Source organism: Pseudomonas sp. JC1203 (assembly GCF_056175065.1).
In genome coordinates this window covers 287,764-314,612 of sequence record NZ_JBWCAM010000002.1, presented here as the reverse complement: position 1 = coordinate 314,612, position 26,849 = coordinate 287,764, and the positions used below count along the sequence as shown (strand labels likewise).

The window sequence follows — 26,849 nt, the reverse complement described above, 5'->3', positions numbered from 1 at the left end:
GGCCGGGGGGGGGTTGGGCGGTGGAGGGGGGGTAACGCCCGGCCGGGGCCTGCGGCCGCTGCTACAAAGTTTCGTAGCAGCGGCCGCAGGCCGCGTCACAAGCGCCGCTTACTCGGCGCGGGTGGCATGGGCCCAGCGGTAATCCAACCGCGGCACTCGCACCTTGATCCGGCGCTTGGCCTGGGTCAGCACCGGTTCATGCACCGGTTCCGGGTCACGCAGGAACACCATCATCACCGCGCTCAGCGCATACAGCCCCGAAAACGCCCACACCACGCCTTCCAGCCCGTAACGGTCGCTGAAAATCGCCACCACCGCGGGGCCCACCCACGTCGAGGCACCCGCGCCCAGGCTCAGCACCGACAATGCCGCTGCCTTGTTCTGCGGCGCCAGGGCCGGTGCCAGCGCTGACAGCGGCACGAAGCACGCCAGGGTCAGGCCGTAGAATGCGCCGAACACCGAGGCCAGCAGGAAGTTGTGCGGGAACGCCTGGGGCATGAAGAAGAACAGCGGCGTGCTGATGGTGCTGCCCACCGCGCCCAGCCAGAGGATGGTGTTGCGGTAGCCGATGCGCGTGCTGACGATGCTCGAACCCATGTTGCCGATGATGTTGAACACGAACACGATGGTCAGCAGGCGCAGCCATTGCTCCAGGGTGAAGCCCACGGTGTGCATGAAGAAACCGGGCAGCACCACCAGGAAGCCGAACATCGATGCGGTGTTGATCACCCGCACCAGCCCGGCCAGGGTCACCTTGGGCTGGGTCCACATGATGGTGATGTTCTTCGCCATCGACACCAGCGGTTTCTCGCCTTCGGGCGCCAGGCGTTGCAGACCGTGGCTTTCACGCATGCCCACCAGGCCGATGATGCCGCCGATGACCACCAGGCCGAACGACAGCCAGAACGTCTGCAGGGCGCCGATGATGGGGATGCTGATGCTCGCCACCAGCGAACCCAGGGTGGGCAGGCCAGCGGCGTAGGCCACCCAGAACCAGCCCACGGCCAGGCCCATCTTGCGTGACGGCGTGGCGGCGGCGATCCACACCAGGAAGCCGTAGGCGAACAGCGGGTAGCCGAAGCCGCGCAGGCCGTAGGTGAGCAGAATCATCGGGTAGCTGAGCTTTTGCAGGCCATACACCAGGAACAGCGCTTCGAACACGCTCCAGATGATCAGCCCCAGGGTCATCACCCGCTTGGGGCCCCAGAGGTTGGACAGCGCGCCGGCGAGCCAGGAGGAGATGCCGACCGTGACCCCGTACAGGGTGAAGACCATGGCGATCTGGTGTTCAGGCAGGCCACGTTGGCCGAGGAAGGGCGAGAGGTAACCGAGTTCGACGCCGTCGCCGATCATGAAGATCAACAAGCCGACGAAGCCCCAGAACAGTGGGTAGGGAATGCCGATTTTGGCGCATAGGCGGGCGAGGGGAGAGTGCGGAGTGGATTGATCGCTCAATGTTCCGTTTCCTTGTGTGCAGCAGGTGCTTGGGCGCACCAATGAATGGCCTCGAGGAGGTTGAAGGGCAGGCTCAGGTGAGCGGTCATAAAACGACGGGAAAACGACAATGATGCTGGCGTGGTTTCTGGCTTTTATCGGGTGTCGGGTCGCGTTACCTTTTTAGTTATCGCACCTGAAAACCGATAGCGCAACCGTTTGCGTGGCTCAAGCCTGCGACATCTCGCCCGGTTGCAAGGCCTCTGGCCACCATTCCCCGGGGCTTCCGGCGCCCGCAAAAAACTTACTGACACCGCAGGACGCAGCCTTCGGCAGCTGCTACGCGTGTGGCCAAAGGCCGCGTCCGAAATCCCCCGCAACGCACCCAAGGTAGTCATCCCTGAGTATCGCCATTACCGTACTGTCTCCAGCCAGGGAGGCATTACCATGGAAGGCAAGCGCCGCGCCTACACTTTGCGCACCGGCCGTTGCAGCGAACCGGGCCGCATCTACCTGCTCACCACCGTGACCGAGGGGCGCGAGCGACATTTCGAGCAGTTGCGGGCGGGCCGGCTGGTGGTTCGGGAGCTGCGTTCGGCGCAGGATGCGGGGCTTGTCGAATCCTTGGCGTGGGTGGTGATGCCGGACCACCTGCACTGGTTGGTCGCGCTAAGGGAAAAGTCGTTGGGCGAAGTCATGTGCAGGGTGAAGGCGCGCAGCAGCCAGAGCATCAACCAGCATCTGGGCCGCACCGGCCGCTTTTGGCAAAAGGGTTACCACGATCGCGCGTTGCGCAAGGAAGACAACCTCAAGCAGATGGCGCGGTACGTCGTCGCCAATCCGGTGCGTGCCGGCCTGGTGAAACGCATCGGCGATTATCCGCTATGGGATGCGGTCTGGCTGTAGCCAGCCGGCACGCGAACCCCCCGTAGCAGCGGCCACAGGCCGCGTCCCAGACGCCGTGGTTCAGCAGGCACGCCGCCGGACGCAGCCTTCGGCAGCTGCTACGCGGAGTTCTTGTGGCAGCGGCCACAGGCCGCGTCCCAGACGCCGTGGTTCTGCAGGTACGCCGCCGGACGCAGCCTTCGGCAGCTGCTACGTGGAGTTCTTGTAGCAGCGGGCTGTCACATCAGAAGATGTAATCCGTGGTCAGGAAGTTCGACTTCCGGTCATGGATGATGTCGCTGATCAACGTCTTGTTCGCGTCCTGGAACTTGGTGGCCACCAGGGTGCGAATCGAGAAGGTGCGCAGGGCGTCGAACACCGACAGGGTGCCTTCGGCCGAGTTCTTGCGGCCGTTGAACGGGTAGGTGTCCGGGCCGCGCTGGCACTGGGCGTTGATGTTGATGCGGCCGACCTGGTTGGCGAAGAGGTCCACCAGCTTGCCCACCTGAGTGGCGTCAGTGCCGAAGATACTGGCCTGCTGGCCGAAGTCGGACTCCAGCACGTAGTCGATCACCGTCTCCAGGTCGCGGAACGGCACGATCGGCACTACCGGGCCAAACTGCTCTTCCTGGTACACACGCATCTGCGGGGTGACCGGGAACAGCACGGCAGGGTAGAAGAAGTTGCCGCGAATGGCACCGCCACCGGCGTTCACCACCTTGGCGCCCTTGGCCTCGGCGTCAGCGACCAGGCCCGACAGGTACTCGGTCTTGCCCGACTCCGGCAGCGGCGTCAGCGACACGCCCGCGTCCCACGGCATGCCCGATTTCAGCGCGGCCAGCTTCTGGTTGAATTTCTCGATGAAGCTGCCCACCACGTTCTCGTGCACGAACAGGATCTTCAGCGCGGTGCACCGCTGGCCGTTGAACGACAGCGAGCCGGTGATGGCCTCGTTGACGGCGTTGTCCAGGTCCACTTCGGGCAGGATGATGCCGGGGTTCTTCGCGTCCAGGCCCAGGGCCGAGCGCAGGCGGTGTGGCTTGGGGTGCAGCTTCTTCAGGTCACTGGCGGCCTTGTGGGTGCCGATGAACGCGAAGATGTCGATCTTGCCGCTGGCCATCAGCGCGCTGACGGTCTCGCGGCCGCTACCGTAGATGACGTTGATGACGCCGGCCGGGAAGCTGTCGCGGAACGCTTCCAGCAACGGGCGAATCAGCAGCACGCCGAACTTGGCCGGCTTGAACACCACGGTGTTGCCCATGATCAGTGCCGGAATCAGCGTGGTGAAGGTCTCGTTCAGCGGGTAGTTGTACGGGCCCATGCACAGCGCCACGCCCAGCGGCACGCGACGGATCTGGCCCAGGGTGTCCTGTTCCAGTTCGAAGCGGCTGGATTTGCGGTCCACGTCCTTGAGGGCGTTGATGGTGTCGACGATGTAGTCGCAGGTGCGGTCGAACTCTTTCTGCGAGTCCTTGAGGTTCTTGCCGATCTCCCACATCAGCAGGTTGACCACCGCATCGCGCTGCTCGCGCATGCGTGCCAGGAAACCTTCAACGTGGCGAATACGCTCGGCCACGCGCAGGTTCGGCCAGGCACCGCGGCCCTTGTCGTACGCGCGCACGGCGGCGTCCAGGGCGGTCAGCGCGGTGTCGGCGTCCAGCAGCGGCGTGCTGCCCAGAATCACCTGCTGGTCACCTTCGGGGGTGTTGAGGAAAATCGGGCTGCGGACGGTGGCCAGGGGGCCTTCCCAGCGGCGCAGTTCACCGTCGACCAGGTAGTCGCGTTGCTCGACCTGGCCGCTCAGGCGGTACTGCTCGGGGATATCCGCTGCTGTGGGGTACAGACTGCTCAGTGGATCTTGGCTCATGACGCTACCTCCATGGATGACCGGGACAAAGAAATCAGCATAGCGCTATTGTGAGTCGGCTGAAACGTGTCAGCACCAAAATCGGTCGGGTTTTCATCAGCTTGCTGCAAAAGGGTGAGCGCCCATCATTGCCCAGGGGCTGTTAACATGGCCGTGCTCTGAAGCCCACGAGGAACCCCGCGTTTTGCCTGAAATCCCCGCCCTAGACACGTTGCCGGACGTGCGCAACCCCCTGGTCCAGTACCTGGCGCGCCTGGTGCCGTCCAGCCAACTGACCATGAAATACGTGCTGCAGGACGCCGCCGATCGCTTAGGCTTTGCCGATACCGACATCCGCGACGTGCCCTGGCACGTGCTGCAACCGGGGCACATTACCGGCCTTGTGGCGGCGCTGCGCAGCGATGGCTACGCGCCCAACACCTCGTCGCTGTACGTCAACGCCATTCGCGGGGTAATGAATGAGGCCTGGCGCCTGAGCCTGATCGACCAGGACCACCTGCTGAAAATGCGCTCGGTAAAACCGGCCGCCGGCACGCGCCTCAGCCAGGGCCGCAACCTCAAGCGTACGCTGATTCGTGATCTGATGGATGTATGTGCCGCCGACCCGCGCCCGCAAGGCCTGCGCGACGCCGCGGTGATCGCGATTCTGTATGGTTCGGGCATGCGCAAGTCGGAGTCGGTGAACCTCGACCTTGCACAGGTCGACTTCCAGGAGCGCAGCCTGCAGGTCACCGGCAAGGGCAACAAGCAGTTGCTGAAATACGCCCCGGCCTGGGCGTTCGAGAAACTCGAAGCCTGGCTGGCGTTTCGCCGCGAGCACCTGGGCGAGGGCGAACAGGACGACAGCTTCTTGTTCAACCGTATCCGCCGCGGCAGCCACATCACCCGCGAGCGCATCACCAAGCACGCCATCTATTACATCGCCCGCCAGCGTGGCACCCAGGTGGGCGTGAAAATCATGCCGCATGATTTCCGCCGCTCATTCATCACACGGGTGATCGAGGAGCACGACCTGTCCATCGCCCAGAAACTGGCGCACCACACCAATATCCAGACCACCGCCAACTACGACGTGCGCGACGACAACGAACGCCGCCGCGCGGTAGACCGTTACGATCTATAAGGGTAATGGACAGCCTGTGGGAGCTGGCTTGCCAGCGAGCCTTTGAGGTCAAAAGCTCGCCGGCAAGCCGGCTCCCACGGTTGTTGTCTACACCAACGGCACCGGGCTCAACGTACCCAGCAGCGACACCGCCGCCAACGCCCCCAGCCCCAGCAACCATTCCACCAGCACCGTCTGGCGCAAGGTGTTCAGGGCGATGCGCTCATTGGCCAGCGCCGCGCGGTTGAACAGCGCCAACGCCAGCATGCACGCCACGATCGACGCCTTCACCGCCAGCACCAGGGCAAACCCCGAGTTCATGGGCGTTGGCCACAGCGCGCCAGTCAGCACGCGCACGTTGATCAGGCCGGTGACCAGAATGCCCGCCACCAGCACCAGGCCATAGCCACTGAAGCGCAGCAGGGTGCCGCGCAAGTCGTAGCCCGCCGGGCGCGCCTGGATGATCATCAGCAGCAGCAACGCGCCCATCCAGCCGGCCACGCAGAGCAAATGCACCAGCTGGTTGAACATCAGCAGCACCCCCGGCACGCCACTGAGCATGGCGGCGTGGCCTACCGGCGCCAGCGTGGCCAGTTGCACGGTGCTCAGGCCCAGGGGCAGCCACGTGGGCAAGCGCATGGGAATACGCAGGCACATCAGCAGCACCAGGCTGGCGAACAAATGCACGAACCAGGCCTTGCCGAAGAAGGTCTGGGTGAGCACTTTCATGATCACCTCACTGTTGAGCGCCGACTGCCAGCTGCCGGACATGTCGGCGGCGGTCAGCATCAACCAGGCCACCGCGGTGATCAGGCCGATGCCCGACAGCAGGCACAGCAGCGGGTCCAGCCACTGGCGCAGGCGCGCTTGCTGGCGGGCGTCACCCAGCAGCAGCGGGCGGAAAACCAGGGTGCCGAATACCAGTAGCACCACACAGAAATGCACGAAACGAACGACGACCAAAGCACTCATGAGGTTACGGGGCCACCTTGAAGCTGTAGCTGCCATCGCTGTTGTGGGTGTCGACCGACACGGCGTGCCACTTCACCGTGTAGTCGCCCGGGGCCAGCGGCGCGGCCGGGGTAACGATCAGGGTCTTCTTGTCGGCGCCCTGGGTGGCGATAGTCTTGACCAGCACCGGGTCGCCGTTGCGGGTCAGGTCGACCTTGGTGAAGCTCTGCTCCACGCCTTCGGTGAACACCAGGCTCAGCTCGGCCGGGGCGCTGACGGTGGCGTCGGCCGCAGGCGTGGCGCTTTTCAGGTGGGCATGAGCGAACACCAGGGGCGACGCGGCGCAGCCAAGCAGCAGGGCGGTAGCGGCCAGCAGTTTTTTCAAGGGCAGGGCAGGCATATGCAGTACCTCGGGCAGTTAAATAGGCGCAATTAAACACGATCTGAGGGTAGCAGGCGGGTGAAATGTTTTACTTGAAGTCTAAGTTGCGTCACCCTCGCGGCTTCACCGGCCTCATTTCCCAACGGACCCCGCGCTTTCCATGACCTTCCTGCACCGTGGCTGTACCTTGTTTGCCCTGGGCCTGTCGCTGGCCGCCCCCCTGGCCCTAGCCGACGAAGTGGTGGTTACCTGGCCTGCGGGTTGGAACGTCGAAGCGCTGCCCGACAGCGCTGACCCTGCCGTGCACCGCCAGCGCGCCGCGAAGAACGACGCCAACGGCGACCCGCAGATGGTGGTGGAGCTGACCCGCACGGCGCTGGCCCCCGATCACCAAGTGAATCTGGGCGGCGTAGTGCTGGAGATGCGCAAGGCGCTGCAGATCCACTTCAGCCATGGCGGCTACCAGAGCGTATGCACCAAGGTGCATGACGCGAAACTGGGCGACATCGCCGCGGTGGAAACCACCTGCAAGATCAGCCTTAACGGCGGCCACGTCATGACCCAGACCCTGGTGGCGGGCAGCGCGCCGGGTGCGGCGTATTCGTTGTCGTATGCAGGCTCGGCGCAGGGGTATGCCGACAACGAGGCACAGGTGCAGGCGATTCGCGATGGCCTGAAGCTGCAGCAAATCCCCTGACGCGGCCTTCGGCCGCTGCTACGGGGCTGGTGTAGCAGCGGCCAAAGGCCGCGTCAGGCCGCAACACATTACGGCTGAGTATGGCGCTGCAGGGCTACCACCGTCCCAACGTTGACCAACGCCAACACCCCCAGCACCGCCAGCGTTGCCGTGGCACCAAAGTGCGCCTGCAGATAACCGCCCAGCAACGGCGTCAACGCTTGCGCAATCAGCACCGGGCGGGCGATGCGCCCCAGCACCACGGCGTAGGTCGCCGGGCCAAACAGCGCCAGCGGCAGGGTGCCGCGCACAATCGAGCGAATGCCGCTGCCCAGCCCGTACACGACGATAGCCACCACCGCCCACTGGGTCGCGAACAGCAGGCCCGCCAGGCCGGCGGCCACCAGCAGCACCGACGCCAGCGTGCTCCAGATAGGATGCGCGTTGCGCCCCAGCACCACCTGCAGCACGCGTACGCCCACTTGGCTGGGGCCGATCAGCGCCGCCACGCCCAAGGCCGCCGTCAGGCTGAAACCCAGGGTTTGCAGCAGGCTGATCAACTGCACCGAGATGGCGGTGAAAATCACGGCGGCCAGGGTGAAGCTGGCCGTCAGCAACAGGAACACCCGGCGGTCCGGCGCCGCGCCGCTGGCACCGGGCGCTGCCGCGTGGCTGGCGGGCAGGGCGGCCAACGGCGGCAAGGTGCGCAGGTAGATAGGCAGCACAACCACCAGCAGCAGGCCGCTGTAGGTCAGGCAGGCGCCGCGCCAGCCCAGGTGCGCCACCAGCGCTGCCACCAGCGGCCAGGTAATCGAGGTGCAGAACCCCGATACCAGGGTGATCTGGATAATGGCGCTGCGCGCGTCGCTGCCAAAGCGCTGGCCCAGGGCTGCAAACAGCGGGTCATAGAGCCCGGCGGCCATGCCAATGCCGATCACGCCCCAGGCCAGCAGAAAGCACGGCAGGTTGGGTGCCACGGCCAGCAGCGCCAGGCCTGCGGCCAGTATCGGCGCGCTGGTCACCAGCACGCGGCGGCCACCCAGGCGCGCCACCAGGCGGCCGACGCTGGGCGCCAGCAGGCCGGAAATCAAAATCGCCAGCGACAGGGCGCCGTACACCCAGGCCTGGCTCCAGCCGGTGTCGGCCACCACCGGGGCGGCGAGCACGGCAATCAGGTAGAAAGAGCCACCCCAGGCGATGATCTGGGCGATGCCCAGCAGGGTGGACGTGGTAAGCGTGGGGCGATGCGCGGAATCAGTCACTGCGGCTCCGGTAGCCAGGCGGGGAAGGCTGGCAAGGGTATCCCAGGGCGGCGCGCTCGCCCAGTGAAGGTGCCGCTGATCGCCTGCAATCGACCTTCCGATGGCCCTGTGGTCGGAAATAATTCATCGGGCGAGTAAATTTTCGCAAAGCCGCTACGTTCAGCAGATAGGCGCTTTGTTTCGCCGGCAGTTTTCGATTCAGTAACAGCGAAGCGCGACCTTGAATACTGATAATCACCAGGCTGACTACACGGCCCGCCACAGGCGCACGCTCCCCCTTGCCGCCCGCCCCAGCCTGGGTGCGATGAACGGCAGCGTCGCCGTGCCCGCCAATGGCCATTGGCTGCGCCGCCTGCTGGCGTTCGCCGGCCCCGGCTACATGGTCGCCGTGGGCTACATGGACCCGGGCAACTGGGCCACCGACATCGCCGGTGGCTCGCAATTCGGCTACACGCTGCTGTCGGTGATCCTGCTGTCGAACATCATGGCCGTGCTGCTGCAGGCCCTGGCCGCGCGCCTGGGCATCGCCACTGGCCTGGACCTGGCGCAGGCGTGCCGCCAGCGTTACCCCAAGCCGGTGTGCATCGCCTTGTGGCTGGCCTGCGAGGCGGCGATCATCGCCTGCGACCTGGCGGAAGTCATCGGCACGGCCATCGCCCTCAAGCTGTTGTTCGGCATTCCCATGCTGTGGGGCTCGATTCTCTGCGTGCTCGACGTATTTCTCATCCTGTTGCTGATGAACCGCGGCTTCCGTGCGCTGGAAGCCTTCGTCATCGCCTTGCTGACCTTGATATTCGCCTGCTTCGCGGCACAATTGGTGCTAGCCCAGCCAGAGTGGCGTGCGGTGTTCCAGGGCTTCATCCCCCAGGCGACCATCGTCACGCACCCGGCCATGCTGTACATCGCCATCGGCATCATTGGCGCCACGGTGATGCCGCACAACCTCTACCTGCATTCCTCCATCGTCCAGACCCGCGCCTACCCGCGCACCCCGGAAGGCCGCCGCAGCGGCCTGCGCTGGGCGGTGGCCGACAGCACCATCGCCCTGACCCTGGCGCTGTTCGTCAACGCCGCCATCCTCATCACCGCCGCTGCCGTATTCCATGGCAGCGGCCACACCGATGTGGTGGAGATAGAGCAGGCTTACCACCTGCTGTCGCCACTGCTGGGCGTGGGTATCGCCTCGGCTTTGCTGGGCGTGGCATTGCTGGCCTCGGGCATCAACTCCACGGTCACCGCCACCTTGGCGGGGCAGATCGTGATGGAAGGCTTCCTCGACCTGCGTATCCCCGACTGGGCGCGGCGCCTGCTGACGCGGGGCATCGCCATCGTGCCGGTGGTGGCAGTCACCGTCCTGTACGGCGAGGAGGGCACTGCGCGCCTGTTGGTGCTGAGCCAGGTGGTGCTGTCGATGCAGTTGCCGTTCGCGGTGATCCCGCTGGTGAGCTTCGTCTCCGACCGCCGCAGCATGGGCGACCTGGTCATCGGCCCGGTGACCAAGGTGTTGGCGTGGCTGGTGGCGGCGGTGATCGTGGTGCTTAACCTGAAGCTGCTGTGGGACACGCTGGCCAGCCTGTAACCCCCTCTCTTTCCATCCCAATCTCCTGCCGAACAAACAGGGCGCCCCCACCCCCAATTTCCTGCCGAACAACCAAGGCGCCCCCGGGAGATGCCCCTGGAATGGCACGCTGAAAACAGACAGTGGGAGCGGCCCGTGGCCGCGAAGCGCCGCGCGGGCGGCGCGCGATGCCATGGGCGCCGAATAACCATCGACTGGCACATGGCAGCCGCACCGAGGTTCCCACCACGTAATCCCTCTGCGACCGCGTTTAGATCCTGCGTAGATACCGGGGGCTGAAGGTCAGGGCCATGGCAGGTGATGGCGTCGATCTCACTAGGTGCCAGCCGATATTTCCCCTGTGTTCATGGCACCGCGCGCCGCCCACGCGGCGCTTCGCGGGCACAGCCCGCTCCCACTGTCTGTTTTCAGCGTGCCGTTCCAGGGGCATCTCCCGGGACCGCCTTGTGTGGTTGGCGGTAGATCGGCATCGCCTGGGGGGTGGTTTGGTGTGACGATTTCGTAGTGTATTACGTACCATGTAATTACATACTAAAAAAACGTGATGGTATTTTGTTTTATTCATGATAAATGGAATTTGATAATATAGGATTATCAAATGTCATCAGCCGCGCACGCAAAAACCACCCGCAAAACAGGTACGAAACGCAGGGGTTAGCAGTAGGAGGGGTATATCAGGCGCGCTTGCGCTGCGCCGCCGGTAGCGCGGGCGTCAGGCCTTCCACCAGCAGGCGCGTGGCGGTCTGTGTAGCGGCGGCGTAGTCGATCGCTTCCAGTTGCGCGCGGCCGCGCAGGCCCGGCACCTGCCAGCCCAGGCTGATGCACGACTGGGCAATGGCCCACGTCGACAGCAACACATGCTGTGGGTCCACCGGCGCCAGCAGCCCCGCGTCAACCCAGCGGCCCAGCCGCTCGACGTTCTCGCGTACCCGCGCCGCCCAACGTTCGGTGTAGGCGGGCGGCAGGCGCGTAGCGCCTTCCTTGAGTTCGACCATGAACACCTTTGACGCAAACGGCTGGCGCTCGAACAGTTGCACCATGGCGCTCACGGTGCGGGTCAAGGCCGCTACCGGCTGGTCATCGTCGTGCAGCGACAGGCAAGCGTCTAGGTAGGGCGTGGCAATGCTTTCCAGCACCTGGGCGTAAAGATTGTCCTTGGACTTGAAGTAATACAGCACATTGGGCTTGGGCAGCCCGGCTTGCTGGGCAATACCGTTGACCGTGGCCGCATCGAAACCCTCGCGGGCGAACACCTGGCAGGCAGCCTGCAATATATGCTCGCGCAACGGCAACTGCGGCGCGGGGGCGGGGTGGGTAGCGTCCAGCTTCGGGTCAAAGGGCATGATGTACATCGGCGAATCCTTGTTGTGCTTCATTCCCCAGCCTGGTCGCGAAAAGGAATTGAGAATCGCAATATACAAAACTATATAACGTTTGCGTAGAGGCGCTGTCTGGCATGCGAGGCTTGCGGCGTTCACGCTTCGTGTTTTATCGGATTACGCCTGCCGTATTGATCGAATTTGCGTTGCTAATATCCTTTGGTAGCCCCCACCCATAAAAAGGACCCACTCATGTTCGCCGGCTTCCGCAAAGAACAGGCCCACGTCAACGGCGTCGACATTGCCTACCGCATGGGCGGCAGCGGCCCCGGCCTGCTGCTGTTGCACGGCCACCCGCAGACCCATGTGATCTGGCACAAGGTGGCCGAGCAGTTGGCACAGCGTTTCACCGTGGTGGCGGCCGATTTGCGCGGCTATGGCGACAGCGACCGGCCAGCTGCCAGTGCCGATCATGAGGCGTACAGCAAGCGGGCCATGGCCCGGGACAACGTGGCGTTGATGGCGGCGCTGGGTTTCGATCAGTTCTCGGTGCTGGCCCATGACCGTGGCGCGCGGGTGGCGCATCGGCTGGCGCTGGACCATCCGGCGGCGGTGCAGCGCATGGTATTGCTGGACATCGCGCCGACCCTGGCCATGTATGAGCAGACCAATGAGGCGTTCGCCCGCGCCTACTGGCACTGGTTCTTCCTGATACGCCCGGCACCGTTGCCGGAAACCTTGATCGAGGCGAACCCGGACGCCTACCTGCGCAGTGTCATGGGCAGCCGCAGCGCCGGCCTGGCGCCGTTCACCGATGAAGCCTTCGGCGAATACCTGCGCTGCCTGCAGCGCCCCGGCAGTGCCCGTGGTATTTGCGAGGACTACCGCGCCAGCGCCGGCATCGACCTGGTGCACGACCGTGCCGACATCCAGCGCGGCCATGGCCTGAGCGTGCCGCTGCTGGTGCTGTGGGGCGCCGAAGGCACCGTGGGCCGCTGCTTCCAACCACTGGAAGAGTGGCGCAAAGTGGCCAGCGACGTCCGCGGCAAAGCGCTGCCCGCCGGCCATTACATAGCCGAAGAAGCCCCGCAGTTGCTGCTCGACGAGGTCCTCGCATTCCTGTAGCAGCGGCGGGGCGGCCATCCGCCGCAGGCCGCGTCCCGGCAACGCTTATCCGCAGGCTCGCCGCCGGACGCAGCCTTCGGCAGCTGCTACGGGTGTGTGTGCGGTTCGCCCCTGTAGCAGCGGCCGCAGGCCGCGTCCCGGGCAACGCGTGTCCGCAGGCTCACCGCCGGACGCAGCCTTCGGCAGCTGCTACGCTGTGCGCATTCATTTTCAAGGCGTTTTGCGCTCCATGAGCACCTCCCGCGAACACCTGCCGCTGCCCGAAGACCTCAAGGTGTTCCTGGCCGTGGTCCGCAAGAACGGCTTCGCCGCAGCCGCCGACGAGCTGGGCTTTTCCCCAGCGTACGTCAGCAAACGCATGTCCATCCTCGAAGCCACCCTGGGCACGCGCCTGCTGCACCGCACCACGCGGCGCGTGGCCCTTACCGACGACGGCGAGCGCGTGCGGGTGTGGGCCAGCCGCCTGTTGGGCGACATCGACGACTTTCTCGATGAGCTGTCCGAAGCGCGCCAGGCGCCGCGCGGCGCGCTGCATATCTGCAGCAGCTTCGGTTTCGGCCGCAACCATGTGGCCCCGGCCGTGGCCGCCCTGGCGCGGGCGTACCCGTTGCTGGAGGTGCGCCTGGACGTGTTCGACCGCGAAGTGGACCTGGTAAACGAGGGCTTCGACCTGGAAATTCGCGTGGGCGATGACCGGCCGGGCCAGCACCTGGGCCGCCAACTGGTCACCAACTGCCGGGTGCTGTGTGCCACGCCCGAGTACCTGGCCGCGCGCGGCATGCCGCAAAGCCTGGCTGACCTTGAGCGCCACGATTGCCTGGTGCTGAAAGAGCGCAACAACGCGTTCGGCGTCTGGAACCTGAGCCGCGACGGCCAGGCCGAGTCGGTAAAGGTCAGCGGGCCGCTGTCCTCCAATAATGGCGAGATCGTGCTGCAGTGGGCGCTCGAAGGGGCGGGGATCATCTTGCGCTCGCTGTGGGACGTCAAGCCGATGCTCGACCAGGGTCGCCTGGTGCAGGTGCTGCACGCGTACAGCCAGAGCGCCAACGTCTGGGCGCTGTACCCCACGCGGCCCAGCCAGTCGGCGAAGCTGCGGGTGTGCGTGGAATTCCTTGAGTCGTACCTGCGCGACCTGGCCGTGTGAGGGTCAGTTGCCAGGCAATGTAGCGCTGTGTAAACGCCATTGCCTGCCCGAAGTGATGGGACTATGCTTTTCGCACATCTTGTTCCTTCTTTACCATGTGCGGCCCGAATGAAAATTGATGATATCGATGCTTTTGTCGCAGTGATCCGTTGCCAATCGATCAGCCATGCCGCCGAGTCCTTGCAGTTGACCCAGCCGGCAATTACCCGCCGGGTGCAGAACTTCGAGCAGGCCCTGGGCGTGGAGCTGTTCGACCGCAACACCAAGCCGCTGAAGCCGACGTTGATCGGCCACCAGGTGTACGCCCAGTGCCGCACCATCCTGCGTGAGATGGACGCCCTGCGTGAACTGGTGGCCAGCGACGCGCCGCCCACCGGCGTGCTGCGCCTGGGCGTGCCGCAGACCATCGGCGACGTGGTACTGCTGGACGCCCTCAAACACCTGCGCCACCAGTACCCCGCGCTGCGCGCCCAGGTGGCCACCGGCTGGGGCAGCCACCTGGTGGGCAAAATCGAAAAGGGCGAGCTGGACGCCGCCGCCGCGCTGTTCCCCGCCGGCAAGATTTTCCCGGACAACATCATCGGCGAATCCATCGGCAAGATGGAGTTGGTAGTGGTGTGCGCCAAGGACCGAGTGCCCAAGCGCCCGTGCAAGTTGGCTGACGTGTACGATGGCGGCTGGATTCTGAACCCGGATGGTTGCGGCTTCCGCGCCGGCCTGCAGCGCACGCTGTCGGACCAGGGCCTGGGCCTGAAGATCAACCTGGAAACCTTCGGCACCGAATTGCAGCTGGGCCTGGTGGCAGAAGGCATGGGCCTGGGCCTGGTGCCGCGCGACCTGCTGGAGCGCAGCGCACACCGTGACCTGTTGGCGGTGGTGCCACTCAAGGACTTCAAGCCGGTGATGGACCTGTGGCTGATTTTCCCGCGTTTCCTCGGCAACCTGCAGGGGCCGGTGGAAGCGTTTGGCGACCTGGTGGCGCGCTCGCTGAAGAAAGCCCGAGACGCCGCCTGATAACATAAAAAAATATAATAATTAGCTTAGAATTAAATGTGATTTTTAAATGCTCCCAAGGGCGCTTAGGCTGCGTGCACGACAGTCCTCGGCCCCACAGGGAGCAGTGCCCATGAGCAGCGTCACATCCTTACCGCTTCACCCTACCTCCACCAACGTCCGCGACCGCGTAAGCCCTGAAGAATGGGAAGTACGCGTCAAGTTGGCCGCCGCCTACCGCCTGGCGGCCCTGCACCGCTGGACCGATCACATCTACACGCACTTCTCGGCCCGCGTGCCAGGCCCTGAAGAGCACTTCCTGATCAATGCCTTCGGCCTGCTGTTCGACGAGATCAACGCCTCCAACCTGGTCAAGGTCGACCTCGACGGCACCATCGTCGACGATCCCACCGGCCTGGGCATCAACTACGCCGGCTACGTGATTCACAGCGCCATCCACGGCGCCCGCCCTGATCTGCAAGCCGTGTTGCACACCCACACCCGCGACGGCATCGCCGTGTCAGCGCAGAAAGACGGCCTGCTGCCGATTTCCCAGCACGCCATCGCCTTCTCGGGCCGCGTGGCCTACCACGGCTACGAGGGCATTGCCCTGGACCTGGACGAGCGCGAGCGCCTGGTGGCCGACCTGGGCGACAAGAGCGTGATGATTCTGCGCAACCACGGCTTGCTCACCGGCGGCATCAGCGTCGAGCACGCGTTCCAGCAGTTGCACGGGCTGGAGCGCGCCTGCGCCATCCAGGTGGCGGCACAGGCGGCTGGCAACGTGGAGCTGGTATTCCCGCCACGGGAGGTGGTGGCGAAGGTCGAAGAACAGGCCAAGGGCCATTCGGCCGGCGATGGCCCGGGCGTGGCGCGCCACTGGAACGCGTTGATCCGCCAGCTGGAACGCACCGACGTCGACTATAAAAACTGAGAGGCAGGTGGCGCCGCGCTGGGCCCGGACGCAGCCTTCGGCAGCTGCTACGCGAATGCGTATACGCCATCCTGCAACGCGGTTTCTGTAGCAGCGCCCGCAGGCCGCTTCCAGCGCCACCGCAGTGTGGCCTTGGACGCGGCCTCGCGGCCGCTGCTACGTGGGCGGGTAAAAACCAAAAATATAATTCATTTATGTAATGTAATAAGTAAAAAACAATAAAATAAAATCATAGATACATATGCTCAAATAGAATTATACGCCTCACCGTTATTCCCCTATCTTGATTCCCAGACCACCTACCCCCACCCCCGGATGGTATCCATCAGATCAGGCCTGCAGCCTATCGGTGCCCCGGACGGGCACCCGCCAGCAGGTGTTGGACGGGAGTCGCAACACACATGGAATTCGTCAGCCAACGCAGTGGACGCAATCCTTTCACCCCCGCAGTCACTTTCAGCCCCCTGGCCCTTGCCGTGGCCGGCGTGTTGTTCGCCGGTGCCGCCCAGGCCGATGACAGCGCGCTGGACACCGTGGTTGTCACCGGCAACCGGGGCGCCGAACAGCGCACCGTCACCAGCAGCCCGGTGCCCATCGACGTGGTCAGCGCCAAGCAGCTGCAAGCCACCGGCAAGCCCGGCCTCATGGAAGCCCTCAGCGCCGTCATCCCGTCGTTGAGCCTGCCGGAAAAGACCGGCTGGGACGCCAGCGGCATGGCCCGCGCGCCGAACCTGCGTGGCATGAACGCCGCCGAGGTGCTGGTGCTGGTGAACGGCAAGCGCCGCCACACCGCGGCCACGCTGAACATCAACGGCATCAACACCGGCGCAGCCCCGGTGGACCTGGACATGATCCCCATTGGCGCCATCGACCATGTCGAAGTGCTGCGTGACGGCGCCGCCGCCCAGTACGGCTCGGACGCCATCGCCGGGGTGATCAACGTGATTCTCAAGGCCGACACCAGCGGCACCTCGGTGACCAACGTCGGCCAGGGCTACGACGGCAAGAAACAGACCGTGCAGCAAAGCCTGGACAAGGGCTTCGAGATCGGCAACGGCGGCATCGTCCACCTGAGCCTGGACGCCCGGAACCAGAACGACGACAACAAGGCCAGCGCCAACGGCTACACCTATGCCCAGGCCTACAACAAGGCCGGCACCTCGACCTACGGCGGCTACGGCACGCCGAAGATCGACCTGTACAACCTGGCCTACAACGCCGAGTTGCCGCTGAGCGATGACCTCAGCCTGTACTCGTTCAGCACCGTGTCGCACCGTGAGGCCGAGCAGGGCCAGAACTTCCGCCTGCCGACCATCACCAACACCATTACCACCGGCCCCAACGGCTACCCGGGCGGCTATACGCCCACCTGGACCATCACCGAGGACGACTACCAGGCCGCCTTCGGTGCCAAGGGCCAGGTGGGCGCCTGGGACTGGGACCTGTCCACCACCTACGGGCGCAACGAAGCGGAGCAGGGCAGCTTCCACAACCAGAACCCGTCGCTGGGCGAGGCCACGCCCAACAGCTTCACCAACGGCACCTGGGTCTCGGACGAGCTGACCACCAACCTCGACTTCAAGCGCAACTACGACGTGGGCCTGAGCAAGCCCATGGACGTGTCCTGGGGCCTGGAGCACCGCCGCGACAGCTATGAAGTGAAGAAGGGTGACTACGCCTCCTATGCCGATGGCGGCTACTGCGTGTCGGCCGGCAACTGCGCGTCCTCCGGCGCCCAGGTCACCAACGGCATCTCGCCGGCGGAAGAGGCCAGCGCCAGCCGCAACGACGTCGCCAGCTACCTGGACCTGGGCATCAACCCGCTGCCGCAGTGGTACCTGGGCACCGCCGTGCGCTACGAGCATTACAACGAAGGCGTGGGCGCCACCCGCAGCGGCAAGCTGACCACCCGTTACGAATTCACGCCGAAATTCGCCGTGCGCGGCACCATCAGCAACGGCTTCCGCGCGCCGTCCCTGGCCGACAGCCTGTTCAGCGCGCGTTCCACCACCTACGGCGTGGTCGATGGCGTGTACCAGTCCATCAACTACGGCGTGCTGCCGGTGGATTCGGCAGCGGCCAAGGCCCTGGGCGCCAAGGCGCTGAAGCCCGAGCGCTCGACCAACTTCAGCCTGGGCCTGACCTACACGCCCACCGATGACCTGACGCTGACCGCCGATGCCTACGTGGTGAACATCCGCGACCGCATCACCCTGACCGGCACGCTGCTGGGCGACGAGGTCACCCAGGTGCTGCAGAGCAACGGCATCACCTCCACCTCTGGCGGCCAGTACTTCCTCAACGGCGCCGATACCCGCACCAAGGGCCTGGACCTGGTGGGCAACTACAAGCAGGACCTGGGCGCCTGGGGCGCGCTGAAGTACACCGCGGCGTTCAACTGGAACGAAACGCAGATCCTCAGCTACACCGCGGCCACCGACATAGGCGGCACCCAGTACCAACTGATGGACCGCGAGGCGCGCAACCTGCTCACCGGCGTGCAGCCCAAGACCAAGCTGATCCTGGGCGGCACCTGGAGCATCGCCAGGTTCGACGTGAACCTGGGCTTCACCCGCTACGGCTCGTGGAAAGAGGTGAATGACGCCGACGACCGTTCCCTGGACCGCGTATGGAAAGCCCAATGGATCACCGACCTCGACGTGGGCTACCACCTGACCAAGGACCTGAGCCTGGCGGTGGGCGCCAAGAACCTGTTTGACGTCTACCCCAAGAAACAGGGCGTGCCGTCTTCCACCATGGTCAGCAGCTACGGCACCTACTCGCCGTACGGCTTCACCGGTGGCTACTACTACACCCGCCTGACGTACACCTTCTGAGGAGTCTGCCATGCCTATCGTTTCCGACGCCGCGCATTACCGCGCCCCAGCCCGGCCCACTGCCGCCGTGCCCAGGGTCGACACCACGCTGCACATCGTCCCGGCCCGCCACCCGTGGCGCTGGGTGGGCTCGGCCTTCGCCGCGCTGGTGCTGCTGGGCATCGTCCATTCGCTGGCCAGCAACCCACGCTGGGAATGGGGCGTGTTCGCCGAATACTTCCTGGCCCCGGCGGTGCTCAAGGGCCTGGGCAAGACCCTGGCGCTGACGGTGCTGGCGGCGTTGCTCAGCACCGTGCTGGGCACGGGCCTTGCGCTGGCGCGGCTGTCGCGCTCGCCGCTGTTGGCAGCGTTGGCCTGGGCCTACATTTGGGTGTTCCGCTCGCTGCCGGCGCTGCTGGTGCTGATCATCCTCTACAACTTCGCCTACCTGTACGAGTACATCTGGCTGGGCGTGCCGTTCACCGAGCTGGGCATCAAGTGGTCGACGGTGGACGTGCTCAGCCAGTTCACCGTGGCGGTGCTGGGCCTGGGCATGATGCAGGCGGCCTACACCGCCGAGATCATCCGTGGCGGCATCCTCGGCGTGGACCACGGGCAGCATGAAGCGGCCGCCGCCCTGGGCCTGCCGGCCAGCCGGCGGATCTTCCGCATCATTCTGCCGCAGGCGCTGCGCTCCATCGTGCCCACGGCGTTCAACGAGGTGATCGGCCTGGTCAAGGGCACCTCCATTGTCTATGTGCTGGCCTTGCCGGAACTGTTCTACACCGTGCAGGTGATCTACAACCGCACCCAGGCGGTGATCCCGCTGCTGATCGTGGCCACGGTGTGGTACCTGCTGATCACCAGCGCACTCACCAGCCTGCAGTACTACGTGGAGCGTTACTTTGCCCGCGGCGCGCTGCGCAACCTGCCGCCCACGCCGCTGCAACGCCTGCGTGGCTGGCTGAAGGAGAAAACCCATGGCTGAGGGCCGCATCGAGATTCAAGGCGTGAGCAAGCGCTTCGGCAACCAGTGGGTGTTGGATGATATAGACCTGACAGTCGAACCTGGCCAGGTCACGGTGATTCTCGGGCCATCGGGCTCGGGCAAATCGACGCTGCTGCGCACCATCAACCATCTGGAGAAGATCGACGCCGGGCACATCACCATCGACGGTGAGTACGTGGGCTACCGGCGCAAGGGGAACCAATTGCACGAGCTCAAGGAACGCGAGGTGCTCAAGCGCCGCCTGGACGTGGGCTTCGTGTTCCAGAACTTCAACCTGTTCGGCCACCTGACGGTGCTGGAGAACATCACCGAGGCGCCGCTGGCGCACAAACTGTGGAGCCGCGCCGAGGCCCGCGAGCAGGCGCTGGTGCTGCTGGCCAGGGTGGGCCTGCAGGACAAGGCCGACGCCTACCCACGGCAACTGTCCGGCGGCCAGCAGCAGCGCGTGGCCATCGCCCGCGCCCTGGCGCTGCGGCCCAAAGTGCTGCTGTTCGACGAGCCGACCTCGGCACTGGACCCGGAGCTGGTGGGCGAGGTGCTGGACGTGATCCGCCACCTGGCCGCCACCGGCACCACCCTGGTGGTGGTCACCCACGAGATCGGCTTCGCCCGCGAGGTGGCCGACCACGTGGTGTTCCTGGTGGATGGCAAGCTGGTGGAGCAGGGCCCGCCCGAAGTGATTTTCCAACACCCGCGTCACCCGCGCACCGCTGCCTTCCTGGGCAAGGTGCTGACTGCCCCCCTGTTAAAGGAATGACTGTCATGAAACATGCCTTCGCGTTGTTGGCCCTTGCCGCCGCCTTGCCGGCGCTGGCTGCAGAAACCCCGGCGCCGTTTGACCTCAGCCCGCAGCAGGCGCACATCGATGCGCCGCGCAACCCGGCCGCCATTGCGCAGATCCCGGCGGGCTATAAATTCGTCGAGCCGGGCACCTTCACCGTCGCCATCGCCGGTGCCTCGGGCCCACCCCTGGCGCTGCTGGCCAGCGACGACAACACCACCATCGGCAGTGAGGCCGACACCGCGCGGCTGATCGCCGACAGCCTGGGCCTGCAATTGAAAGTGGTGCAGACCAGCTGGGAGGACTGGCCGCTGGGCGTCAGCTCGGGCAAGTACGACGCGGTGCTGAGCAACGTCACCGTGACCGAGTCGCGCAAGAAGCGCTTTGATTTCGCCACCTACCGCCAAGACGTGCTGGGCTTCTACGTGAAATCCAGCAACGCCATCACCTCCATCAAGGAAGCCAAGGACATCGCTGGCCTGAAAGTCATCGTCGGTTCAGGCACCAACCAAGAGAAGGTGCTGCTGGCCTGGAACGAGGCCAACGAAAAGGCCGGGCTGGAGCCGGCCACCCTGGTGTACTTCGACGACCAGGCCGCCGCCACCCTGGCCGTGCAGTCGGGCCGCGTGGACGCGTTCTTCGCGCCCAACTCGCTGTTGGCCTACATCGCCGCCACCCGTGGCGGCATCAAGCAGGTCGGCCTGGTGAACGGCGGCTGGCCGCTGAAGGCCGACATTGCCGTGACCACGCGCAAGGGCAATGGCCTGGTGACGCCGATCCAGACCGCGCTGGAAGGTGCCATCGCCGGCGGCCAGTACGCCAGCGTGCTGCAGCGCTGGGGCCTGGCCGACGAGCGCATCGACCACTCGCTGATCAACCCACCTGGCCTGCCGGACTGAGAGGAATTCGACCATGACCCTGACACGACGTGAAGCGCTGGCCAGCATCAACGCGGTAGGTGGCGAAACCGCCGCCAAGGCGGCGCTGGCCGCGCTGGGCCTGGGCCCTTCGACCCACTTGCAGTACCAGCGCCTGGACTACAACGGCCAGGCCGGCAAGGGCGCCAAGGTGCTGATACTGGGTGCCGGCATCGCCGGCCTGGTGGCGGCGTTCGAGCTCAAGCGCGCCGGTTTCCAGGTGCAGATCCTGGAGGCGCGCCAGCGCGTGGGCGGGCGCAACTGGACCCTGCGCCACGGTGACGAAGTGGAATACCTGGACGGCCGCCGGCAGACCGCGCAGTTCGCCCCGGGGCTGTACTTCAACGCCGGCCCCGCGCGGCTGCCCAGCCAGCACAAGACCATTCTCGACTATTGCAGCCAGCTGGGCGTGCCCCTGGAGGTGCTGGTCAACACCAGCCACAGCGCGCAGTTGCGCCCGGACCTGGAACAACCGGCGTTCAGCGTGCGCCAGGCCTTGAACGACACCCGTGGCCACCTGGCTGGCCTGCTGGCCACCGCCATCAACCGCGACGCGCTGGACGATCAATTGTCGGCCGAGGAACGCAGCCGCCTGCTGACCTTCCTGCAAGGCTACGGCAACCTGTCCCAGGAGCTGGTTTACGAAGGCAGCCTGCGTTCAGGCCATGGCATTGCCGCGCCGGCGCCCGGTTCGCTGCCGGGGTTCGGCGCGCCAGTGGCGCTGGAGCGGCTGTTGCACCCGGAGCTATGGGGCGCACTGCTGCACACCGAGTACCCGGAATTCTCCGCGACCATGCTACAGCCGGTGGGCGGCATGGACCGCATTGCGGCGGCGTTCGAACAGCGCCTGCAGGATGAGCTGCAGTTCGGCGCCGTGGTGCGTCAGCTGCGGCAAAGCGGGGAAGGGGTGAGCGTCACCTACGACGATGCAGCCAGCGGCGAGAGCCGCCTTGCACGCGCCGACTACCTGATTTCGACGATTCCGCTGCCGTTGCTGGCGCGCCTGGACACCGACTTCAGCGAGCCTTTCAAAGCGGCCTTGCACAGCACCCGCAATGACCAGGCCACCAAGGTGGCGTGGCAGGCGCCGCGTTTCTGGGAGCAGAAAGACCGCATCTACGGTGGCCTGTCATGGCTGGAACACCCGGCGCGCCTGCTGTGGTACCCCAGCAACGACCTCAACAGCCCGCAAGGCTTGCTGGTGGCCGGCTACGTGACCGGCGAGGGCGCCGCCGAGTTCGGCCACAAAGCCCTGGCCGACCAATACGCGTCCTCGGCCGAAGCCGTGGAGCTGCTGCACCCCGGCCAGTCGCAGCACTTGCGCCACCCGCTGGCGGTGTCCTGGGAGCATGTGGCCTACAGCGAAGGGCCGTGGCTGCAACGCGAGCATTTCCCGGCGGCTGCCCACGCCTTGCTGGAAGCCCCCCAGGGCCGCGTGTACCTGGCCAGCGATGGCCTGGGGCAAAGCGGCATCGGCATCTGGCAGGAATCGGCGGCCAACGCGGCGCGGCGGGTGGTCGGGCAACTGGCCGAACACGTGATTCGCCACCGCCAGACGGCGCTGGCTTCGTAAGCATCTTTTCACTTTCACACAGAGAGCACAGACATGACCCAAACCATCGTTCGCACCGGCCCGGCCACCGCCCCCATCGCCCAGACCGTCAGCGTGCCGGCCAATGCCCAGCTGGTGTTCCTCAGCGGCGCCTTGCCCGACGTGGCCGACCCGCAGGCGCCCCAGGGCACTTCGGCGGCCTATGGCGACACGCGTACGCAGACCGAATCGGTGCTGCGCAAGCTCAAGGCGGTGCTGGAAGAGCAGGGCTTGGGCCTGGGCGATATCGTCCAGTTGCGGGTGTTCCTGGTGGGTGTGCCAGAGCTTGACGGGCGCCTCGACTTTGCTGGCCTGCAGGCTGGCTACACGCCGTTCTTCGGCACCGCCCAACAGCCCAACAAACCGGCGCGCACGGCCATCCAGGTAGCCGGCCTGCCGCTGCCCGGCGCGCTGGTGGAAATCGACGGCATCGCCGTGCGCCAGGGGTGATCGCGTCGCCTGCGGACGCGGCCTGTGGCCGCTGCTACACGGCCCCTCGTAGCAGCTGCCGCAGGCTGCGTCCGGGGGCACCACGGATTAGGTTGTGACCCAGCCAGCCCAATGCGACAATCGGTTTTTCGTCGCAGGATCAGGCGGATCGAATGGATCACCGGGGGCGTCAACAGGACGTACACATAGCCGCACAGGTACGCACGGACCAGCTGCAACAGCTGTTCCGCCAATCGGTGTCGGCGGTGTTTGGCAGTTACCTGGCCGCGCTCATGCTCAGCTGGTTGTGTTGGGACCGCTTCGACCACGCCACCGTGGTCACCTGGCTGGGCCTGCTCAGCGCCTCGACGCTGCTGCGCACCTTGCTGTTCCTTCGTTATTTCCGCAGCCCCGAGGCCGAGCGCACGCCCCAGCGCTGGGAGCGGCCGTACTGGCTGACCCTGGCGTTGTCCGCGGCCATCTGGGGAACGGGGGCGTTGGCAGTGATGCCCGAAGGCGACCTGCTGGCCCAGGCGCTGGTGATGCTGTTCGCCGTGGGCATGTCGGTAAGTGCGGTGTCGTGCTACTCGGCGTACCGGCACATGACGGTCATGTCGATTCTGCTGGTGCTGCTGCCGCCCACGTTCTGGCTGTTGTTCCAGGCGTCCGAAGTGCAGGTGGGCATGGCCCTGGCGTCGCTGGTATTCGCCTCGTTCGTGGTGCGCGCCACCCATAAGCTGTCCGATGCGCTGGTGAAGGCCTACACCCTGACCCACGAGATGGAGCACGCCCATCGCCTTTCCACCTACGCCGCGCAAACCGACGAACTCACCGGCCTGAAAAACCGCCGCGCCTTCTTCGAACATGCCCAACAGCTGTTTACCTACTGCCAGCACCATCGCATGCCGTTGTGCGCGGTGATGCTGGACATGGACCACTTCAAGCACATCAACGACACCTACGGCCACCAGGCCGGCGATGAGGTGCTGCGCCAGATTGGCCAGGTCATCAGCAGCTCGTTCCGCACCGCGGACATTCACGGGCGGCTGGGCGGCGAAGAGTTTGCGGTGCTGCTGCCCGACACCTCCCTGGTCGAGGCTCAGGGCATCGCCCGGCAATTGCTGCAGACCATCGCCGGCCTGCAGGCCGACCCGGTGCTGAGCATTACCGCAAGCCTGGGCGTGGCTGAGGTGGATGGCGGGGTGCTGGACTTGCACAAGCTGATCAACAGCGCCGACAAGGCGCTGTACCGGGCCAAGGCCCAGGGGCGCAACCAGGTGGTGGTGGCCGAAACCGCGTGACGCCCCTGACGCAGGCTTGAACAACGCCTTCGTAGCAGCTGCCGCAGGCTGCGTCCGCTGTCGTGCCCGGTGGACTGCGGGTTGCTGGGGGGGCTTGAGCTGGATCCCTGGACACAACCCTTAACACTCCTTTAATTGCCACTGCCCCGGTGCACCCTTACCCTGCGCAGCGTCTCCGAAGCCTCGGGGATCAGGTTTAGCGACCTGCAGGCAACTCCGCAGTACCATACCGCTTGTTTCAGGCAACCACGCCTGAGATAAGTGTTATGGCAGCTGCGTGTGGGAGACTTTCGAGTCTGCCGGTGCCTCCGGTTCGCTAACCTGCACGCAGCTGCCACCCTAACTCCAATGACCGTGGCAGCCCTTCACCCGCAAGGAGCTTTCGCCATGGATGCACTCGCCGCCACCACCTTTTTCCGCCACCAACTCCCGCTGCGCGCGCTGATGCTCGAAGGCCAGGCCTGGCTGTGCATTCACGACCTGGGCCGCTTGATGGGCGTGCACTTCGTGGAGCGCCGCATCCGCCGCCTGGACGCTGACCAGCACCGCGAAGTGTGGGTGCAGGTGGAAGGCGAGTGGGGCAAGCGTCTGCTGGTCAGCGAGACCGGGGCGGTGACCTTGATCATGCACAGCCAGATGCCCGAGAACCGCGCGCTGCGCCAGTGGCTGACGCTGGAAGTGGTGCCCATGTTGCGCAGCAGCGCGCCGGGCACGGTGCCGGCGGTGACGTCCATGTGCACGCAGGGGGGGCAGGTGAAGGTGTTGTATTGGCAGGACGAACCGTGGATTCGCCTGCGCGATATGCCCGATGTGCTGCCCACGAAGGGCCAGCAGAAAGCACCATGGTGGCGGGTGTGGGCCTAAGCCCGTAGCAGCGGCCAAAGGCCGCGTCCTGGCAGCCGTGCCGTGGGGCCCCCGGACGCGGCCTTTGGCCGCTGCTACGGGTTAGTGTTGTGCTACCAGGTTGAGGAACCGACGGGTGCGCTCGTTCTGGGGGTTGACCAGGATCTGGTCCGCCGAGCCATCGGCAACAATGCGCCCGTGCTCCATGAACAGCACGCGGTCGGCCACGTCGCGGGCGAATTTCATTTCGTGGGTCACCAGCAGCATGGTCATCTGCTGCTCGTGGGCGATGCGGCGAATCACCCCCAGCACTTCGCCCACCAGTTCCGGGTCCAGGGCCGAGGTCACCTCGTCGAACAGCATCACCTGCGGGCGCATGGCCAGGGCGCGGGCGATGGCCACCCGTTGCTGTTGGCCACCCGACAGGGTGGCGGGGTAGGCGTGAACCTTGTGCGCCATGCCGACCATGGCCAGGTAGCCATGCGCGCGTTCCAGGGCTTCCTCGCGGCTCAGCCGCAGCACCTGCAGCGGCGCCTCGATGACGTTTTCCAGCACGCTCAGGTGCGGAAACAGGTTGAACTGCTGGAACACCATGCCCACCCGGTGCACCACCGGCTCGGGCCGCCAGCGCCAGCCGCGGCGCGGCGCAGGTACCGGCGCACCGGCCACCTCGATGTGCCCGTGCTGGTAGCTTTCCAGGCCCTTGATCAGCCGCAGCACCGTGGACTTGCCCGAGCCACTGGGGCCGATCAGCGCCACTTTCTGGCCCTGGGGGATGTTCAGGTCGACATGGTCGATGACCCGCGTGCTGCCGAAATCCTTGACCACTTGGGTGAGGCGAATCTGTGCGGGGGAATCAGGCATGGCTGCGCTTCTCCAGGTGGTTGAACAACAGCGAGGTGGGCACGCTGATCAGCAGGAACAGAATCGCCATCAGCGTGTAGGGTTCGTTGTAGCGGTAGGTCATGCCGGCCACTTGCTTGGCCGCCTGGAACAGCTCGGGAATGGTGATCACCGCCAGCAACGGAGTCTCCTTGAACATGCCGATCAGGTAATTGCCCAGTACCGGCACCATGGGTTTCCACGCCTGCGGCAGGATGATCCGCCGCCAGGTCTGGGCAGTGTTCAGGTCCAGGGCGCGGGCGGCTTCCCATTGGCCGCTGGCGATGCCATCTATGGCGCCGCGGTAGGCTTCGGCGATGTAGGCGCTGTAATACAGGCCCAGGCCGATGACCCCGGTGGCGAACGCCGGCAGGGTGATGCCCGCCTGCGGCAGCACGAAGAACAACGCGTATAGCTGTACCATCAACGGCGTCAGGCGGAAGAAGCTCAGGTAGCCGGCGGCAGCGCGACGCGCCACGGCCCAGGGCGCGCGGCCAGCCAGCGCCAGCACCAGGCCCAGCACCACGGCCAGCACGAAGCCCAGCAGCACCACCTCGACGGTCACCAACAGCCCGGCCAGCAGGTCGGGCAGTATCGACCAGGCGAATGCGAAATCGAAGTCCATGG

24 protein-coding genes are annotated in these 26,849 nt (G+C 65.4%); 16 read left to right on the top strand and 8 right to left on the bottom strand.

The window, feature by feature from the left end:
• Positions 1 to 108: 108 nt before the first annotated feature.
• Positions 109 to 1,455, bottom strand: a complete 1,347-nt coding sequence (locus AC0SZ7_RS04610; RefSeq protein WP_475503246.1) for an MFS transporter — start codon at positions 1,453 to 1,455, stop codon at positions 109 to 111.
• A 426-nt stretch (positions 1,456 to 1,881) separates the two neighbouring features.
• On the opposite strand from AC0SZ7_RS04610, the gene AC0SZ7_RS04605 reads away from it, so the two are divergent.
• Positions 1,882 to 2,340 (top strand): REP-associated tyrosine transposase, encoded by a 459-nt coding sequence (locus AC0SZ7_RS04605; protein ID WP_475503245.1) that lies wholly within the window; start codon positions 1,882 to 1,884, stop codon positions 2,338 to 2,340.
• Between the two features lie 223 nt (positions 2,341 to 2,563).
• Here the strand turns inward: AC0SZ7_RS04605 and AC0SZ7_RS04600 are convergent, their stop codons facing one another.
• Positions 2,564 to 4,186, bottom strand: a complete 1,623-nt coding sequence (locus AC0SZ7_RS04600; RefSeq protein ID WP_475503244.1) for an NADP-dependent glyceraldehyde-3-phosphate dehydrogenase — start codon at positions 4,184 to 4,186, stop codon at positions 2,564 to 2,566.
• Between the two features lie 184 nt (positions 4,187 to 4,370).
• Between AC0SZ7_RS04600 and AC0SZ7_RS04595 the strand changes: the two genes are divergently transcribed.
• Positions 4,371 to 5,309: a site-specific integrase gene (locus tag AC0SZ7_RS04595; RefSeq protein WP_475503243.1), complete on the top strand. Its 939-nt coding sequence runs from the start codon at positions 4,371 to 4,373 to the stop codon at positions 5,307 to 5,309.
• Positions 5,310 to 5,396: 87 nt separating this feature from the next.
• Here AC0SZ7_RS04595 and copD read toward each other — a convergent pair whose 3' ends face one another.
• Both copD and copC read right to left on the bottom strand, forming a co-directional pair.
• On the bottom strand, positions 5,397 to 6,260 hold the full coding sequence (gene copD / locus AC0SZ7_RS04590; RefSeq protein WP_475503242.1) for a copper homeostasis membrane protein CopD: 864 nt from the start codon (positions 6,258 to 6,260) through the stop codon (positions 5,397 to 5,399).
• A 4-nt stretch (positions 6,261 to 6,264) separates the two neighbouring features.
• Entirely contained in the window at positions 6,265 to 6,630 is a 366-nt protein-coding gene (gene copC, locus AC0SZ7_RS04585) for a copper homeostasis periplasmic binding protein CopC (RefSeq protein ID WP_475503389.1), read from the bottom strand.
• A 151-nt stretch (positions 6,631 to 6,781) separates the two neighbouring features.
• On the opposite strand from copC, the gene AC0SZ7_RS04580 reads away from it, so the two are divergent.
• A complete protein-coding gene (locus AC0SZ7_RS04580) occupies positions 6,782 to 7,318 on the top strand; it encodes a DUF4946 domain-containing protein (RefSeq protein WP_475503241.1) in 537 nt (178 codons plus the stop codon).
• A gap of 68 nt (positions 7,319 to 7,386) precedes the next feature.
• Here the strand turns inward: AC0SZ7_RS04580 and AC0SZ7_RS04575 are convergent, their stop codons facing one another.
• The gene (locus AC0SZ7_RS04575; RefSeq protein WP_475503388.1) at positions 7,387 to 8,508 is read right to left on the bottom strand and encodes an MFS transporter; all 1,122 of its coding nucleotides are present in this window, start codon (positions 8,506 to 8,508) and stop codon (positions 7,387 to 7,389) included.
• A 271-nt stretch (positions 8,509 to 8,779) separates the two neighbouring features.
• Here AC0SZ7_RS04575 and AC0SZ7_RS04570 point away from each other — a divergent pair, with 271 nt between their 5' ends.
• Positions 8,780 to 10,138 (top strand): Nramp family divalent metal transporter, encoded by a 1,359-nt coding sequence (locus AC0SZ7_RS04570; RefSeq protein ID WP_475503240.1) that lies wholly within the window; start codon positions 8,780 to 8,782, stop codon positions 10,136 to 10,138.
• Between the two features lie 674 nt (positions 10,139 to 10,812).
• On the opposite strand, the gene AC0SZ7_RS04565 is transcribed toward AC0SZ7_RS04570, so the two are convergent.
• Complete coding sequence (locus tag AC0SZ7_RS04565) at positions 10,813 to 11,514, bottom strand: TetR family transcriptional regulator C-terminal domain-containing protein (RefSeq protein ID WP_475503239.1); 702 nt, start codon at positions 11,512 to 11,514, stop codon at positions 10,813 to 10,815.
• A 195-nt stretch (positions 11,515 to 11,709) separates the two neighbouring features.
• Here AC0SZ7_RS04565 and AC0SZ7_RS04560 point away from each other — a divergent pair, with 195 nt between their 5' ends.
• From AC0SZ7_RS04560 to AC0SZ7_RS04505, 12 genes are all read left to right on the top strand, one after another.
• Positions 11,710 to 12,582: an alpha/beta fold hydrolase gene (locus tag AC0SZ7_RS04560; RefSeq protein WP_475503238.1), complete on the top strand. Its 873-nt coding sequence runs from the start codon at positions 11,710 to 11,712 to the stop codon at positions 12,580 to 12,582.
• Between the two features lie 229 nt (positions 12,583 to 12,811).
• Positions 12,812 to 13,726 carry a LysR substrate-binding domain-containing protein gene (locus tag AC0SZ7_RS04555; RefSeq protein WP_475503237.1) on the top strand — a complete coding sequence of 305 codons (915 nt, stop codon included), beginning with the start codon at positions 12,812 to 12,814 and terminating at the stop codon, positions 13,724 to 13,726.
• Between the two features lie 108 nt (positions 13,727 to 13,834).
• Positions 13,835 to 14,740 carry a LysR family transcriptional regulator gene (locus AC0SZ7_RS04550; protein ID WP_475503236.1) on the top strand — a complete coding sequence of 302 codons (906 nt, stop codon included), beginning with the start codon at positions 13,835 to 13,837 and terminating at the stop codon, positions 14,738 to 14,740.
• 112 nt (positions 14,741 to 14,852) lie between these two features.
• Complete coding sequence (locus AC0SZ7_RS04545; RefSeq protein WP_475503235.1) at positions 14,853 to 15,653, top strand: class II aldolase/adducin family protein; 801 nt, start codon at positions 14,853 to 14,855, stop codon at positions 15,651 to 15,653.
• 401 nt (positions 15,654 to 16,054) lie between these two features.
• Positions 16,055 to 18,490 carry a TonB-dependent receptor plug domain-containing protein gene (locus AC0SZ7_RS04540; RefSeq protein ID WP_475503234.1) on the top strand — a complete coding sequence of 812 codons (2,436 nt, stop codon included), beginning with the start codon at positions 16,055 to 16,057 and terminating at the stop codon, positions 18,488 to 18,490.
• 10 nt (positions 18,491 to 18,500) lie between these two features.
• Positions 18,501 to 19,457 (top strand): amino acid ABC transporter permease, encoded by a 957-nt coding sequence (locus AC0SZ7_RS04535; protein ID WP_475503233.1) that lies wholly within the window; start codon positions 18,501 to 18,503, stop codon positions 19,455 to 19,457.
• Positions 19,450 to 20,235, top strand: a complete 786-nt coding sequence (locus tag AC0SZ7_RS04530) for an amino acid ABC transporter ATP-binding protein (protein WP_475503232.1) — start codon at positions 19,450 to 19,452, stop codon at positions 20,233 to 20,235. The genes AC0SZ7_RS04535 and AC0SZ7_RS04530 overlap by 8 nt, the downstream gene beginning before the upstream one ends.
• Complete coding sequence (locus AC0SZ7_RS04525; RefSeq protein ID WP_475503231.1) at positions 20,232 to 21,158, top strand: ABC transporter substrate-binding protein; 927 nt, start codon at positions 20,232 to 20,234, stop codon at positions 21,156 to 21,158. Before AC0SZ7_RS04530 ends, AC0SZ7_RS04525 begins: the two co-directional genes overlap by 4 nt.
• A gap of 13 nt (positions 21,159 to 21,171) precedes the next feature.
• Positions 21,172 to 22,749 carry a flavin monoamine oxidase family protein gene (locus AC0SZ7_RS04520; protein WP_475503230.1) on the top strand — a complete coding sequence of 526 codons (1,578 nt, stop codon included), beginning with the start codon at positions 21,172 to 21,174 and terminating at the stop codon, positions 22,747 to 22,749.
• Between the two features lie 33 nt (positions 22,750 to 22,782).
• On the top strand, positions 22,783 to 23,217 hold the full coding sequence (locus AC0SZ7_RS04515) for a RidA family protein (RefSeq protein WP_475503229.1): 435 nt from the start codon (positions 22,783 to 22,785) through the stop codon (positions 23,215 to 23,217).
• A gap of 152 nt (positions 23,218 to 23,369) precedes the next feature.
• A complete protein-coding gene (locus AC0SZ7_RS04510) occupies positions 23,370 to 24,497 on the top strand; it encodes a GGDEF domain-containing protein (RefSeq protein WP_475503228.1) in 1,128 nt (375 codons plus the stop codon).
• A gap of 387 nt (positions 24,498 to 24,884) precedes the next feature.
• Positions 24,885 to 25,361 carry a BRO family protein gene (locus AC0SZ7_RS04505; RefSeq protein WP_473006682.1) on the top strand — a complete coding sequence of 159 codons (477 nt, stop codon included), beginning with the start codon at positions 24,885 to 24,887 and terminating at the stop codon, positions 25,359 to 25,361.
• An 81-nt stretch (positions 25,362 to 25,442) separates the two neighbouring features.
• Here AC0SZ7_RS04505 and AC0SZ7_RS04500 read toward each other — a convergent pair whose 3' ends face one another.
• Positions 25,443 to 26,204, bottom strand: coding sequence for an amino acid ABC transporter ATP-binding protein (locus AC0SZ7_RS04500; protein WP_475503227.1), 762 nt, complete (start codon positions 26,202 to 26,204; stop codon positions 25,443 to 25,445).
• Positions 26,197 to 26,847 (bottom strand): ectoine/hydroxyectoine ABC transporter permease subunit EhuD, encoded by a 651-nt coding sequence (gene ehuD / locus AC0SZ7_RS04495; RefSeq protein WP_475503226.1) that lies wholly within the window; start codon positions 26,845 to 26,847, stop codon positions 26,197 to 26,199. The genes AC0SZ7_RS04500 and ehuD overlap by 8 nt, the downstream gene beginning before the upstream one ends.
• Positions 26,848 to 26,849: the final 2 nt, after the last annotated feature.

What these genes read in the sequence shown, in the direction of transcription:
- AC0SZ7_RS04605 (WP_475503245.1), top strand. Translation starts at nt 1,882, where the DNA reads ATGGAAGGCAAGCGCCGCGCCTACACTTTGCGCACCGGCCGTTGCAGC.
- AC0SZ7_RS04600 (WP_475503244.1), bottom strand. Translation starts at nt 4,186, where the DNA reads ATGAGCCAAGATCCACTGAGCAGTCTGTACCCCACAGCAGCGGATATC.
- copD (WP_475503242.1), bottom strand. Translation starts at nt 6,260, where the DNA reads ATGAGTGCTTTGGTCGTCGTTCGTTTCGTGCATTTCTGTGTGGTGCTA.
- AC0SZ7_RS04580 (WP_475503241.1), top strand. Translation starts at nt 6,782, where the DNA reads ATGACCTTCCTGCACCGTGGCTGTACCTTGTTTGCCCTGGGCCTGTCG.
- AC0SZ7_RS04565 (WP_475503239.1), bottom strand. Translation starts at nt 11,514, where the DNA reads ATGAAGCACAACAAGGATTCGCCGATGTACATCATGCCCTTTGACCCG.
- AC0SZ7_RS04560 (WP_475503238.1), top strand. Translation starts at nt 11,710, where the DNA reads ATGTTCGCCGGCTTCCGCAAAGAACAGGCCCACGTCAACGGCGTCGAC.
- AC0SZ7_RS04555 (WP_475503237.1), top strand. Translation starts at nt 12,812, where the DNA reads ATGAGCACCTCCCGCGAACACCTGCCGCTGCCCGAAGACCTCAAGGTG.
- AC0SZ7_RS04550 (WP_475503236.1), top strand. Translation starts at nt 13,835, where the DNA reads ATGAAAATTGATGATATCGATGCTTTTGTCGCAGTGATCCGTTGCCAA.
- AC0SZ7_RS04545 (WP_475503235.1), top strand. Translation starts at nt 14,853, where the DNA reads ATGAGCAGCGTCACATCCTTACCGCTTCACCCTACCTCCACCAACGTC.
- AC0SZ7_RS04540 (WP_475503234.1), top strand. Translation starts at nt 16,055, where the DNA reads ATGGAATTCGTCAGCCAACGCAGTGGACGCAATCCTTTCACCCCCGCA.
- AC0SZ7_RS04535 (WP_475503233.1), top strand. Translation starts at nt 18,501, where the DNA reads ATGCCTATCGTTTCCGACGCCGCGCATTACCGCGCCCCAGCCCGGCCC.
- AC0SZ7_RS04530 (WP_475503232.1), top strand. Translation starts at nt 19,450, where the DNA reads ATGGCTGAGGGCCGCATCGAGATTCAAGGCGTGAGCAAGCGCTTCGGC.
- AC0SZ7_RS04525 (WP_475503231.1), top strand. Translation starts at nt 20,232, where the DNA reads ATGACTGTCATGAAACATGCCTTCGCGTTGTTGGCCCTTGCCGCCGCC.
- AC0SZ7_RS04520 (WP_475503230.1), top strand. Translation starts at nt 21,172, where the DNA reads ATGACCCTGACACGACGTGAAGCGCTGGCCAGCATCAACGCGGTAGGT.
- AC0SZ7_RS04515 (WP_475503229.1), top strand. Translation starts at nt 22,783, where the DNA reads ATGACCCAAACCATCGTTCGCACCGGCCCGGCCACCGCCCCCATCGCC.
- AC0SZ7_RS04510 (WP_475503228.1), top strand. Translation starts at nt 23,370, where the DNA reads ATGGATCACCGGGGGCGTCAACAGGACGTACACATAGCCGCACAGGTA.
- AC0SZ7_RS04505 (WP_473006682.1), top strand. Translation starts at nt 24,885, where the DNA reads ATGGATGCACTCGCCGCCACCACCTTTTTCCGCCACCAACTCCCGCTG.
- AC0SZ7_RS04500 (WP_475503227.1), bottom strand. Translation starts at nt 26,204, where the DNA reads ATGCCTGATTCCCCCGCACAGATTCGCCTCACCCAAGTGGTCAAGGAT.
- ehuD (WP_475503226.1), bottom strand. Translation starts at nt 26,847, where the DNA reads ATGGACTTCGATTTCGCATTCGCCTGGTCGATACTGCCCGACCTGCTG.